This window comes from Nonomuraea sp. NPDC049695 (assembly GCF_040674955.1).
In the GTDB taxonomy this organism is placed as follows: Bacteria; Actinomycetota; Actinomycetes; order Streptosporangiales; family Streptosporangiaceae; genus Nonomuraea; species Nonomuraea helvata.
Genome location: NZ_JBFANV010000048.1, coordinates 1 through 12,438 on the forward strand (window position 1 = coordinate 1; position 12,438 = coordinate 12,438).

Below are 12,438 nucleotides of genomic sequence, written 5' to 3' on the forward strand. Positions count from 1 at the left end.
CCGCGCCCTCGCCCGTCATCACGAGGTGGGAAAGACCGCTAAACGCGCGGCATCACTCACCGAGCACCGCGAGCAGGCAGGTTAAACGACAAGCTAAGGCATCGGCAAGACCGTGCTACCGCACCACGACGGCGGCAAAGGCCGACCCCGCGCCCAGCGCCTGCTCACCGACATGAGCGACACCCAACGCCGCCTGTTCGACCTGTTCCGACTCCAGCGCTACGCACCAAACCGCTGACCAGCACCACCACCCGGCCTGGGCCATACGCCCGATCCCTCACCAAACACGCTTCAACCAGAACTACACAAGAGTCGATCATGAAAAGGGGGAAACTCCCGCTAGAGGTCAGTCCGGGCGCAGGGCCTTGAGGGCGAGGTCGACGAGGGCGTCGGCGTACTCGGGGGTCAGCGGGCCTGAGCGGTGCAGCCAGCGCTGGAACAGGGGGGCGTACAGGAGCTCCAGGGCCAGGTCGAGGTCGGCGTCGGCGGCGATCTGGCCCGCCTGCTGCGCGCTGCGCAGCCGGGCCTTCTTCGCCTCGTCGACCGGGCCCGCCAGCTTCTCGCGGTAGTGGGCGGCCAGCTCGGGATCGTTGGCGATCTCCGTGTTGAGCGCCCTGATCGGCGCCTCGAACTGCGGATCGGCGAACTCGGCCGCCGTCGCCCGCATCACCGTCTTGAGATCGGCCTCGATGTCGCCCGTGTCGGGCAGCGCGATGCTGTCGCCGTCCTGGCTGAGCGCGAGGAAGGCGTCGAAGACCACGGCACCCTTCGACCGCCACCAGCGGTAGATCGTCTGCTTGCCCACGCCGGCGCGGGCGGCGATGGCCTCGATCGAGAGCTTGGCGTATCCCACCTCGGAGACCAGCTCGCGGGCCGCGTCGAGGATGGCCTGGCGCGAGCGCTCGCTGCGCCGGGTCGGGTCGGGCTGCTTGGACATGCGGCTCAGCATAGCAGCCATACAAGACGAGACGGTCCGTCTTGACAGTGACCGAGAGTCGTATAGAGTGCTGCAGAAGCGAGACGCCACGTCTCGTCTCGTTCTGAGGAGGCACTCATGACCCGTGTATGGTTCATCACCGGCGCGTCCCGGGGCCTGGGCAGGGCCTTCACCGAGGCGGCACTGGCCGCGGGAGAGCGGGTCGTGGCCACCGCGCGCGACGTCGAGCCGCTGGCCGACCTCTGCCAGAAATATCCCGACGCTCTCGTACGGATGCCGCTCGACGTGTCCGACCGCTCCGCCGTGCTCGAGGGCGTGGACCGGGCGGCGGCCGCGTTCGGGCGGCTCGACATCGTGGTCAACAACGCCGGCGGCCTGCTCTACGGCATGCTGGAGGAAGCCACGGAAGAGCAGATCAGGGCCCATTTCGACGTCAACTTCTTCGGCGCACTCTGGGTGGCCCAGGCCGTCGTCCCGCACCTGCGCGAGCAGGGCTCGGGGCACATCCTCCAGGTCACCTCGATGGGCTCGGGCGGCGGCGTGGCCTCGGTGGGCCTGTACGCGGCCGGCAAGTCGGCGCTCGACTCGGCCAGTCAGGCCCTGGCCATGGAGGTGGAGCCGTTCGGCATCAAGGTCACCATCCTGCAGATGGGCGGCTACAACACCGGACTGTTCACCACCGGCACCACGGCCACGCAGCCGAACCCCCTCTACGAGCCGGTGCGTGCCAAGATGGCCGAGATGTGGGGCGACGACGCGGGCCCCGACCCGAGCACCGCCGCCCCGGTCATCATGGAACTGGTCGACCTGCCGGACCCGCCCCTGCGGCTGATCGTCGGCGGCCACTCCTACGACCTGGTGCAGCAGATGGACCAGGCGCGCGCCGCCGAATACCGCGCCTGGGAGCACCTCAGCCGCAAGGCGCCGGGATAAGTAGGCCGCTGTTGTGGACTTTGGTTTCGCAACGTGCAGGGCCGTTTGGCCGAAGTCCCCTGTCACGATCAGTTTCCAGAGGTCAAGTACGGCGATCCGGGTCATGCCACGGCCAGTGGGCAGCAGATCATGCCGATGGTGGCGAACCGCGCGCCTTGCAACCACCTCGGACTGGAACCCCCTGGTAACAGGTCTGCCCAGAGTCACGCGACGATGGTCGCCAGCTCGGTGAGCGAGTTGATCCTCCAGTCGGCCGCCGCGGCGGCAGGTGAGTCGCCCCAGAGGTGGCCCCACGGGCCGCGACGGATGTGTGCTGTCCGCAGGCCTGCCGCCTTGGCGGGTGCGATGTCGTTGGCCGGGTGGTCGCCCACGTACACGATCCGGTCAGGCGTTGCCTCGGCAAGCTCAATCAGGCGGGCGAAGAATGCCTGGTCGGGCTTGGCGGCGCTCCATTCGCCTGAGGTGGCGATCGCATCTACCGGCAGGTCGAGCGCGCGCAGCAGTTCGGCGGCCCGCCGCGTCTGATTTCCGGCGATCAGGAGGCGGTGGCCGGCGGCTCGCAACGCGCCCAGTGCCGGGCGGACATCGGGATAGAGGTCTGTCTCGTCGATGCGCTCACCACGACCGGCAGCCTCACGCGCTGCGTACTCGGCGTCGAGGTCGATGCCGGGGCGGAGCAGGCGGAGGGCGTCGGCGTTGTCCCGATGTTCGGCGACGACGGCCCCGACGAGCGCGGAAAGAGTGTGGCGGGGGATGTCGAGCCAGTCCGCCCAGGAGGCCCAGTATCGGTCGTCGCGAACGATGGTTTCCCCGACATCGAAGGCGAAGGTCAGCACGGACATGAGCGCTAGGTTTAGGGGCCGACGGCCAGCTGAGGCCTGGGACACCTCCGGTATACCTGGCCTTGCGGAGCACGTGGCGGTCCGCCGTCGATACCGCTCCAGCAGCGACCCGCCGCAGAGGCGCAACCACGGGTCCTCCAGCAGCGCATGGCCATCTTGAGGACAACGGTCGGGGGCGGGCGCACAGGCTGGCGACGCTCGCCCTCATCCTGGCCGAACGCGGAGAGCTCGAACGGGCCGCCTCCACCGCTGAGCGCATGCTCGACTGCACCACGGGCATGGAATCCAACCCCTTGCTTCACGCCCTTACAGAGGTCTAGGTGATCCGGGTGAGATCGATGATCACGTAGTCGTCGCCCAGGGGATAGGCGACCAGATTGTTCGCGCTGATGCCCGGCTCCACGCTGGGGCCGCCCTTCCCGTTGGGGGTTATGCGCAGGACCAGATCCCCGGACTTGCCTGTGGCCAGGTCCAGCAGGAGCTGCCGTCGTACGCGCTGCTCCCGAGTCCACACGGTCATGAAGCGGTCGTAGGCGAGGCCCATCATGGCCGGCTGCTGGAGCTGCCGTTCGTGTGAGCCGTCGCGCAGGCGATAGAAGGGCTTGTCGTCCGCGGCAATGCCCACGCACGTCGTCACACCGCAGCGGACGTACTGGTCTCCGGGACGTACCAGCGCCTTGCTCGTCTCTCCGGTTTCGACGTTGCGGATCTCCTCGAAACTGGGCTCGTTGTCCGGTGTGTAGTTGCCCGGGGTCCCCACCCACGGCCAGCGCAGGATGTGATGGCGTTCGGCGTGGGCGACCGGGGTCACGGCGCCGCCCGTCAGCGGGAGCGTGAAGACGCCGCCTTCCATGACGGAGAAGGCCAGCCTGTCGCCGACGACCACCGTGGTGTCGGCACGGCCCTCGACCGGGGCGTCCGTGGGAATGGGCGCAGGCTCCCCGCCCGCGATGGGCACCGACCAGAACGTGGTCCGCATGTCGTCGATGGTCTGCCAGACGATACGGTCCTGGCCTGCCGTGTAGTTGGAGGCGTACACGCCCTTCGGGGTGCGGATGTCCGCGATCTTCCGATGCCCGCCCGTGGTCAGGTCGTAGGCGTAGATCGCGTCCGCCTTCTCAAAGCTCTCCCAGGTTTCGAGGAGGACGGTGTGGTCGTCGATGAAGACGCGCGGCTGGTACTTCTTGACGCCGGGCAGCTTCGCCGGGATCTTCCATACGGCCTGCGGCCACACCTGGTCGATGGGTCTGGGAGCGGTGGCGCGGGTGGTCGCGGCGGATGCCGACTGCGTGGCGACCGGGTCCAGCACCACCGGGGCGTTGTCGCCCTGCCCCCGCACCGCCCATCCGACGCCGCCCGCCACTACGACGACGGCGAGGGCCGCAGCCACGGCATGGGTACGCCCCCGGCGACGGCGCGACCGGCTGACGATCTGCGCCGGGAATCCAGCCGGCGCCTGCGGCGCACCTTCGGCCCCGCGCATGATGACCCGGTGGAGATCGTCTTCCAGATCCTTCGTCATGGGACGTTCCTCTCAGCAGATGTGGTGCGCGTCTGTGGCCTTGTCATGCGGTCGTGGCCGGCAGATGTGGGACGGGCCTTCGCGGGCGACGCGCGGCGCGCGGCCATGTCCGAACGCAGCCTCGCCAGTCCGAGCGAGGCATGGCTGCGAACGGTCCCCTGAGAGATCTTGAGCAGGTCGGCGATCTCGGCGTCGGCCAGCTGCTCGTAGAAGCGGAGCACGAGAACGGCGCGCTGCTTGCGCGGCAGCCCGGCCAAGGCGTGCCAGAGATCCTGGTCGCCGTCGGAGGGCAGCGTGTCGTGGAGCGGGACCTCCGGTAAGGCCCACGACAGGTGCTCGCGCCGCCTCAGCCGCCACCGGCTGATGTGCAGCCTGGCCATGATCACCTTGGTGTAGCGCTCCGGGTCCTCCTTGCTGCGCACCCGCGCCCATGCGCGGTGCAGCCTGATCAGGGCCTCCTGTGTCAGGTCCGCCGCGTCGTGGGGGTTGCCGCTGAGCGCGTAGCCGTAACGCATGAGCGCGTTGGCCCGCTCGGCGACGAACTCCGTGAAGCGGGAGTCGTCTTCCACTTGTCGTCTCCACCCTCTTCCTGGTCTGTCATCTCACAGACGGGGATGGGGTGCGTTTTGTTGAAGAGCCTCCGCAACTCCAAAAAGCCGCGATTCCGGCCCGGATCCGGTCGGCGTTGCAGGCGTGTGCGGACGCTGCGGGGAAGATCGGCTGAACGGTGAGCGTCGCCTCCACCATCGTCGGGGGCTCACCAGCATGCGGCCGGAGCACGCCGACGAGGTCACCCGCAGAAGGAGCCGCCCGCAGGGCGCGCAGTGAGTCAGCCACGCCATCTGCCTCAAAGGCTGACACGCCAGTCCCGAAGCAACACGGCGTCGAGACGCTGCCGCTACTCCTCCAGCAGCGCACGGTCCTTACCGGTTCGGGGGGTCGAAGGGGGGGCGGAGCCCCTGGGGCTTGGCCGGGCGGCGTGGTACGCTCCCAAGCGAGCGCTTGGTTTACATCCGAGGGGCCGCCGCATGAAGTTCTCGACCTTCCACCTTTTTCACCGCTTCGACGGGCAGAGCTTCAAGGAGGTCTACGACTACCACCTCGAGCTCATCGAGCTGGCCGAGGAGCTGGGATTCGACGGGGTACGGCTGGCCGAGCACCACTTCCGCGACTACGGCGTCGTGCCCAACCTGTTCACCATGCTCGCCCACGCCGCCGCCCGCACCTCCCGCATCAGGCTGGGCACCGGGATCGTGGTGCTGCCCCTGCACAACCCCATCCACGTGGCCGAGGAGGCGGCGCTGGTGGACGTGCTCTCGGGCGGGCGGCTGGACCTCGGCATCGGCCGGGGATACCAGAGCTTCGAGTTCGAGGGGTTCGGGATCGACCTGGCGGAGGCCCGCGACCGGTTCAACGAGGCGCTCGAGGTCATCCTCGGCCTCTGGACGCAGGAGTCGTACCAGCACGAGGGGAAGTTCTACAAGACCGGCACGGACGTCTCGCTCGTGCCCAGGCCGCTGCAGACCCCGCACCCGCCGCTGCACGTGGCCGCAGTCTCCCCCGAGACCGTCACCATGTACGCCGAGCGCGGTCTGCCCATCCTGGCCGACCCCGCCGCCCCGTTCCGCAAGGTCGTCAAGGCGGCCGAGGCCTGGCGGGAGACGGCCGCGCAGGCCGGGCACCCGACGGGGGCCGACCTGGTGGTGGCGCGCACCGTGTACGTGGCCCCGACGCTGGAGCAGGCGCGCGAGGACCTGGCGAGGTTCGAGGCGTCGTTCGACCGGTCGCGCATCTTCAACGAGAAGAGCGCCCCCATCGACCCCAAGACCGGCAAGGCGGCGCAGGGCTTCGAGTACTACCAGGACCGCTATCTCAAGGGCGGCTCGGTGTCGGCCGACTTCCGGTGGGAGCAGCTGGAGGTCATCGGGGACCCGGACCGCGTCGTCGAGCAGATCACGCTGCTCAAGGACGCCGGCTTCACGAACCTCCTGTGCGACTTCGGCAGCACCCGGCCGATGCCGCTGGAGGACATGAAGCGGGTCATGCGCTTCTTCGCGACCGAAGTCATGCCGGCCTTTGGAGGCTGAAGATGATCCACAGCCTGTCCCTGTCCGACGTCCTCGCCGAGCACGCCCGTAGCCGCCCCCAGGTCACGGCGGTCGTGGACGGCGACGTGCGGCGCACGTACCCGGAGCTGGACGCCCGGGTGACCCGGCTGGCCTCCGCGCTGGCCGGCCGAGGGGTCTGCGCGGGTGACCGGGTGCTGTGGCTCGGGCAGAACTCGCACGCGGTGCTGGAGCTGCTGCTGGCCTGCTCCCGGCTGGGCGCGATCCTCTGTCCGGCCAACTGGCGGCAGGCGGAGGACGAGCTGCGGTTCGTGCTGGCCGACCTGACTCCCAAGGTCGTCGTCTGGGAGCACTCGGACGCCACCGCGGCCGTGTCCGAGAGCACGTGGGTGCGGGCCGGGGACGAGTACGAGGAGCTGGTGGCGAGCGGTTCTGTCCAGGACTTCCCGCAGACACCCGACACCGAGCCGGCGCTGGCCCTCTACACGGCCGCCTTCGAGGGGCGGCCCGGCGCCGCCCTGCTCAGCAGCGCCGCGCTGATCGCCCACAGCGCCTCGCTCCTCATCGTACGCCAGATGGAGCCCGGCTTCACGTTCCTCAACAACGGGCCGCTCTTCCACGTGGGCACGATGATGTTCTGCCTGGCCACGTTCCAGATCGGCGGCACGAACGTGTTCACGCCCGCCTTCGACGCCGAGGAGGTCTGCCGCCTGATCGACGCGGAGCGGGTGACGCAGGCGTTCCTGTTCGGGCAGATGATCGACGCGGTGGCGGCAGCGAACGCGGGTGGCAAGTACGACCTGTCGTCACTGAGGTTCGTCTCCCACTCGGCCGAGTGGGACGCCATGATCACGGTGGACGACTCTCCCTGGTGCCGGTCCAAGATGGGCGGGTACGGGCAGACCGAGGTGGGGGGCATGCTCACGTTCCTGGGGCTGGCCGAGGGTGGCGCCGGGTTCGCGGGCCGGCCCTCTCCGCTGGTCCAGGTACGGATCCTGGATCCGGACGGCACCGAGCTCCCGCCCGGGGAGGTGGGCGAGATCTGCGCCCGCGGCAAGACCCTCTTTTCCGGATATTTCGCCCGGCCCGACTTAAATGCGGTTAAGTCGGTGTACGGCTGGCACCACACCGGCGACCTCGGCCGCCGCGAACCCGACGGCACCATCACCTTCATCGGCCCCAAGCTTCGCATGATCAAGTCCGGCGCCGAGAACGTCTACCCCGCCGAGGTCGAACGCGCGCTCAAGTCCCATCCGGCCGTGGCCGACGCCGCCGTGATCGGCGTGCCGGACCCGACCTGGCACCAGGCGGTCAAGGCCGTGGTGGCGCTCAAGCCGGACGCCACCGCCACGCAGGACGAGCTGGTCGAGCACGTCAAGACGCAGGTGGCGTCGTACAAGAAGCCCAGGCAGGTGGCGTTCGTGGACGCGATACCCAAGCGCGGCTTCACCCCCGACTACGACGCCCTGGACGCCGCCCACGGCGGAGGGAACTACCCCGGCGCATAGCAGCCCGGCGCACCAAGGGCGGCCATGGCACGTGAGCGCGTGCCATGGCCGCCTCTTTTCATGCCGGCGTCGTACATGTGACGGGTCCTGTCCGGAGGCTGGTGCACGGTGCAGCCGGGAGATGTCTCGGGTGCGCCCGGACCCGATCGGCGCAGTGTGCGCGGCCGACGGCCATCCCCGGGCGGTCAGGCCGACCCGTGGGAGGTCGTCAAGGGGTCCGGCGAGCAGGCAGACTTCTGACCGGGAAGACGTTCTAGTGGAGGACTTGAAGTGGACGACGTGACTGTCCCCCGCCGCAGCACCATGGCGGACATCGCCGCCAAGGCGGGGGTCTCGCCTTCGACGGTGTCGAAGGTGCTTCACGGCCGGTCGGATGTCTCTCCGCAAACCCGCGGCCGCATCCAGCGGCTGCTCGGCCAGCACGGCTACACGCTGCCGGGCCACGGCGAACATCCCGGCGGCCTGATCGAGTTCGTCATCAACGAGCTGGACAATCCCTGGGCCGTGGAGCTGATCCGCGGCGCCGAGGAGGCCGCGCAGGCCGAGGGCATGGGCCTCGTCGTGTCGGCCGTGCACCGGCGGAGCAAACTGGCCCGGCACTGGCTGGAAGCGCTCGGCAACCGGGGCTCGCTCGGCGCGATCCTGGTCGTCTCCGAGCTCTCCGCCGAGCAGGAGCGCGAGCTGGGACGGATGGGCATCCCGTTCGTCGTGGTGCAGCCGTCGGAGAACGAGAACCCGGACACCCCGGCGGTCGGCTCGACAAGCTGGCAGGGCGGGTTCTCGGCCACGCGGCACCTGATCGAGCTGGGCCACCGCAGGATCGCGATGATCACGGGTCCGGCGGGGCGGCTGACCTCACGGGTGCGGCTGGACGGCTACCGCGCGGCGCTCGACCAGGCCGGGATAGAACCCGACCCCACGCTGATCCGCCACGGCGACTACACCCACGAGCCCGCCTACCACCTCTCTCTGGAGCTGCTGAGGCTGCCGGACCGGCCCACGGCCGTGTTCGCGGGCAACGACCTGCAGGCCCTGGGCACGTACCGGGCGGCCAAGGAGTGCGGTCTGCGGGTGCCGGAGGACGTCAGCGTGGTGGGCTTCGACGACCTGCCGTTCGCCCAGTTGGTCGCCCCGCCGCTGACCACCGTGCGCCAGCCGCTGGCGGACATGGCCGGCATGGCCGTCAGACTCCTCGTCCAGCTCATCAACGGCGAGCAGCCGGAGACGCCGCGCGTCGAGCTGGCCACCCGGCTGATCGTGCGCGAGAGCACCGCCCCGGCCGCTACGGCCTGATCCGCTCCAGCGTGCGGTCCTGGCAGCCGGAGGAGGCGTTCACCGGATTGCAGCGGGCCGTGGCGCCGCCGGGCAGCTCGGCCACGTAGTCGCTGCCGTGCCTGGCGGACAGGCCGATCACGGGGAAGTCCGTGCTGACCATCTGCGCGCCGCTGCCCAGCGCCGCCTTCAGCCGGCTGGTGTCGCCCGACCTGGCCTCGGTGAACGGCACGTCGGTGCGGGTGCGCACGTAGTACCCCTTCCGTACGAGGTCCTGGATCTGCGCGGTGTTGGCGCCCTGCGGCTCGTTCCAGCCGACGAAGGCGGCCTCGGCGCGGCCGGGGCGGGAGTTCGTGAACAGCACCCGTCCCTCCAGGCTGGGGTGGCCCGTGAGGTAGGGCTGCTGGATGGCCTCGGCCTGGTTGTCCATGAAGAACATGACCTTGCCCCGCGAGGACGACAGCTCCGGCCAGCCGTGCTGGAGCACGGACTGCTCAAGGGTGAGGCCCGGCCTGCGGACGTCGTCGGGCGTGATGAGGCGCTCGTCAGGGAAGACCGAGCGGATCTCGGCGTCCAGGGCGTCCATGAGCGCCGCGTCCCACGCCGGGCTCTTGGCGCCGCCCATCGCCTCCTTGGCCGGGTCGGTGCTCTTGAGCTCGGTGAGGATCGTCAGTGGCACGTGCCCGGGGTGCGCGTCGGACCATTCGCGCACCTGGCGCAGGCAGGTGACAAGGGCCGAGCACGTGGTGCCGTAGTCGTGGTCGGCCCAGTGCAGCACCTTGAAGCCGGGCTTGGCGAGCGCGGGGTCGTCGATCGGCGGCAGCCCGGCCGCCCGCCTGACCAGCGGGCCGGCGTACAGGCCGCCCTTGGGGTCGGGGAAGACGTCCAGCTCGATGCCGCGCACGTGCTGGGCGGCGAACTGGTTCGGCAGGGCGGTGTGCGAGAACTGCAGGTTCCACCAGTTGGCGTCGGTCCTGCGCTGCACGTACTTCTCGGCGTCGGTCAGCTCGCGGTGGTAGCTGTTGTGGGTGGCCATGGTCTGGATCTGGTTGATCCGCAGCGTGCCGCGTCCCGCCGTGGTGGCGTCGGCGGCTGGTACGGCCGCGAGCGCGGTCAAGGCGGTGGCGGCGACGAAGGTGACGAGGGCGGGGCGGCGCATGGGTCTCCTAGCACGGGGGCTTACCGGGACAGACCATTGAGCTCGGGAGTTAACGGCTGATCACGAAATATCCAAATGCGCCGGAAAATATGCGGAAGCGTCCGGGTCAGAGGATCGCCAGCGGGGTGACCGGGCTCCCGGTCCCGCCCTCGATCCTGAGCGGCGCCACCACGAACACGAACTCCGTACGGCCCGCCGCCCCCAGCTCCTCCAGCCAGAGCATCTCGACGAGGTGCACGCCGTGCCGGTGGAGCAGGATGAGGTGCAGGTCGTCGGCGAGGTCCTCGTCGGCGAGCCCCCGGGCGTTGAGGCCGCCGATGGCGGCGTTGTCCGAGGCCACCACCGACACGTCGCGCGCCGCCAGCCAGCGGCCCGCGTCGGCGGACAGCCCCGGCTGGCCCGCCCAGTACTCCTCGCGCGAGCGCCGCCACACCACGGGCCATCCGGTACGGATCACCGCGGCGTCCCCGGGTCGCGGCGTGGCGATCTCCGCCAGCAGCTCGGCCGGGATCCTGAAGTCCGCGGGCAGGTGGTCGAGCCCCAGGTGGTGGGCCACGTCGAACAGCACGCCCCGCGCGACCACGCCGCCCACCTGCTCGATGCCGCACCGGGTCGCGCCGTAGGAACGGACCCTGGCCGCCGGGTGGCCGTTGTAGAGCTCGCCGCCCGACCACATGTGGCACAGCGCGTCCATGTGGGTCGTGGTGCCGTGGTGGCTGACGACCAGGGCGTCGTCGGCCACGTACAGGCCCTCGCCGATCGGGCGCGCACCGGCGGCGTAGTCGCCGCCGTCCACGGACATGAAGTGCTGCGGCAGCGGGCGGCCGGGCAGGTGCGGGACGGTCGTGGGCGCGGGCGAGGAGGTGGCGCCCCTGATCGGCATGGCCAGGCTGAGCACCTCGCCCGTGGTGGCGCTGCGCAGGGCGTCGAGCACCACGGCCGGGGTGAGCAGATTGAGGGTGCCACGCTGATCGTCTGGGCCGAAACGTCCCCAGTTGTTAGGCTCGTGAACCAAGTAAGCGCTTCCTTTCTCATGCGGAGGTCTGATGCACTGCGATCCGCGGTTCTCCCGCGTCCGCGAGGTGTTCGAACGGCATCTCGCCGACGGCGCGGAGCTGGGCGCCGCCTTCGCGGTCTACCTGGACGGCGAGCTGGTCGTGGACCTGTGGGGCGGCGTGGCGGACCGGCACACGGGGCGGCCGTGGGAGGGCGACACGCCCGCTTTCGCCTACTCCTGCACGAAGGCGATCACCGCCACCGTGCTGCTGCAGCTCGCCGAGCGGGGGCTGGTGGACGTCTCCGGCGCGGTCGCCGACGTGTGGCCGGAGTTCGCGGCCAAGGGCAAGGGGACGATCACCGTCGAGCACCTGCTCACTCACCAGTCCGGGCTGCCGGTGGTGGAGGAGCCGGTGCCGGTGGCGGAGTTCGGGGACCTGGCGGCCATCGCGGCGCGGCTCGCCGATCAGGCGCCTCTGTGGGAGCCGGGGTCGGCGCACGGCTATCACGCGCTGTCGTACGGGTTCCTGGTGGGAGAGGTGATCAGGCGGATCACCGGCAAGTCCGTCGGCGAGCTGGTCGCCGCGGAGATCGCCGAGCCGCTGGGGCTGGAGCTCTGGGTGGGGGCGCCCGACACGGTGATCGCGCGTACGGCCCGGCTCAAAGCAGGCGACCGCCCCCGCGCGGCGGTCACCGAGGCCACCGGCGGGGTGCCGGACGTGCTGGCCGAGATGGCGAAGGCGGCGCTCGATCCGCAGAGCCTCATGAACCGCTCGCTGGCCAACCCCGGCATGCACCTCCTCAAGGGCGGCGCGAACCACCCGGACATCCTGCGGGCGGGCTGGCCCGCGGCCGGGGTCGTGACCACGGCGAGGGGGCTGGCCGGGTTCTACCGTTCGCTGATCGCGGGGGACCTCCTGCGCCCCGAGACGCTGCGCGACGCCGTACGCCCCCGTGTGGACGGCCCCGACCGGGTCCTGCTCCTGGAAACCTCGTTCGGACTCGGTTACATGCTGCCGTCCATGACGTTCCTGATGCCGTCCCAGACCGCGTTCGGCCACTCGGGGCTGGGCGGCTCGCTCGGCATGGGCGACCCGGGGCGCGGCCTGGCCATCGGCTACGTCATGAACAAGATGGCCAACGCCGTCTCCGGCAACCTGCGCGGCCTCCGCCTGGTGCAGGCCGTCTACGACTCGCTCTGAC

At 70.1% G+C, this 12,438-nt stretch carries 11 protein-coding genes; 5 read left to right on the plus strand and 6 right to left on the minus strand.

The features are described from left to right. Window positions 1–346 precede the first annotated feature (346 nt). Window positions 347–937, minus strand: a complete 591-nt coding sequence (locus tag AB0J64_RS33505; RefSeq protein WP_364035913.1) for a TetR/AcrR family transcriptional regulator — start codon at window positions 935–937, stop codon at window positions 347–349. A 117-nt stretch (window positions 938–1,054) separates the two neighbouring features. On the opposite strand from AB0J64_RS33505, the gene AB0J64_RS33510 reads away from it, so the two are divergent. Beyond that, window positions 1,055–1,870 (plus strand): SDR family NAD(P)-dependent oxidoreductase, encoded by an 816-nt coding sequence (locus AB0J64_RS33510; protein WP_364035916.1) that lies wholly within the window; start codon window positions 1,055–1,057, stop codon window positions 1,868–1,870. A 203-nt stretch (window positions 1,871–2,073) separates the two neighbouring features. Here the strand turns inward: AB0J64_RS33510 and AB0J64_RS33515 are convergent, their stop codons facing one another. The 3 genes from AB0J64_RS33515 to AB0J64_RS33525 form a co-directional block, all read right to left on the minus strand. Continuing rightward, complete coding sequence (locus tag AB0J64_RS33515; protein ID WP_364035919.1) at window positions 2,074–2,712, minus strand: HAD-IIIA family hydrolase; 639 nt, start codon at window positions 2,710–2,712, stop codon at window positions 2,074–2,076. Window positions 2,713–3,028: 316 nt separating this feature from the next. Continuing rightward, window positions 3,029–4,234 carry a hypothetical protein gene (locus tag AB0J64_RS33520; RefSeq protein WP_364035922.1) on the minus strand — a complete coding sequence of 402 codons (1,206 nt, stop codon included), beginning with the start codon at window positions 4,232–4,234 and terminating at the stop codon, window positions 3,029–3,031. Continuing rightward, a complete protein-coding gene (locus AB0J64_RS33525; RefSeq protein WP_364035925.1) occupies window positions 4,231–4,803 on the minus strand; it encodes a SigE family RNA polymerase sigma factor in 573 nt (190 codons plus the stop codon). The genes AB0J64_RS33520 and AB0J64_RS33525 overlap by 4 nt, the downstream gene beginning before the upstream one ends. Before the next feature lie 459 nt (window positions 4,804–5,262). Between AB0J64_RS33525 and AB0J64_RS33530 the strand changes: the two genes are divergently transcribed. The 3 genes from AB0J64_RS33530 (at window position 5,263) to AB0J64_RS33540 (ending at window position 9,101) form a co-directional block, all read left to right on the plus strand. Then, on the plus strand, window positions 5,263–6,321 hold the full coding sequence (locus tag AB0J64_RS33530; protein ID WP_364035928.1) for an LLM class flavin-dependent oxidoreductase: 1,059 nt from the start codon (window positions 5,263–5,265) through the stop codon (window positions 6,319–6,321). 2 nt (window positions 6,322–6,323) lie between these two features. Beyond that, complete coding sequence (locus tag AB0J64_RS33535; protein WP_364035931.1) at window positions 6,324–7,808, plus strand: AMP-binding protein; 1,485 nt, start codon at window positions 6,324–6,326, stop codon at window positions 7,806–7,808. Window positions 7,809–8,078: 270 nt separating this feature from the next. Further along, window positions 8,079–9,101 carry a LacI family DNA-binding transcriptional regulator gene (locus tag AB0J64_RS33540; protein ID WP_364035934.1) on the plus strand — a complete coding sequence of 341 codons (1,023 nt, stop codon included), beginning with the start codon at window positions 8,079–8,081 and terminating at the stop codon, window positions 9,099–9,101. Here AB0J64_RS33540 and AB0J64_RS33545 read toward each other — a convergent pair. Together AB0J64_RS33545 and AB0J64_RS33550 are read right to left on the minus strand one after the other, a co-directional pair. Beyond that, entirely contained in the window at window positions 9,091–10,239 is a 1,149-nt protein-coding gene (locus AB0J64_RS33545; protein WP_364035937.1) for a phosphatidylinositol-specific phospholipase C1-like protein, read from the minus strand. The genes AB0J64_RS33540 and AB0J64_RS33545 overlap by 11 nt on opposite strands. 106 nt (window positions 10,240–10,345) lie before the next feature. Beyond that, window positions 10,346–11,254, minus strand: coding sequence for a cyclase family protein (locus tag AB0J64_RS33550; protein ID WP_364035940.1), 909 nt, complete (start codon window positions 11,252–11,254; stop codon window positions 10,346–10,348). A gap of 31 nt (window positions 11,255–11,285) precedes the next feature. On the opposite strand from AB0J64_RS33550, the gene AB0J64_RS33555 reads away from it, so the two are divergent. Further along, window positions 11,286–12,437: a serine hydrolase domain-containing protein gene (locus AB0J64_RS33555; RefSeq protein WP_364035943.1), complete on the plus strand. Its 1,152-nt coding sequence runs from the start codon at window positions 11,286–11,288 to the stop codon at window positions 12,435–12,437. The last annotated feature ends 1 nt before the right edge of the window (window position 12,438 follow it).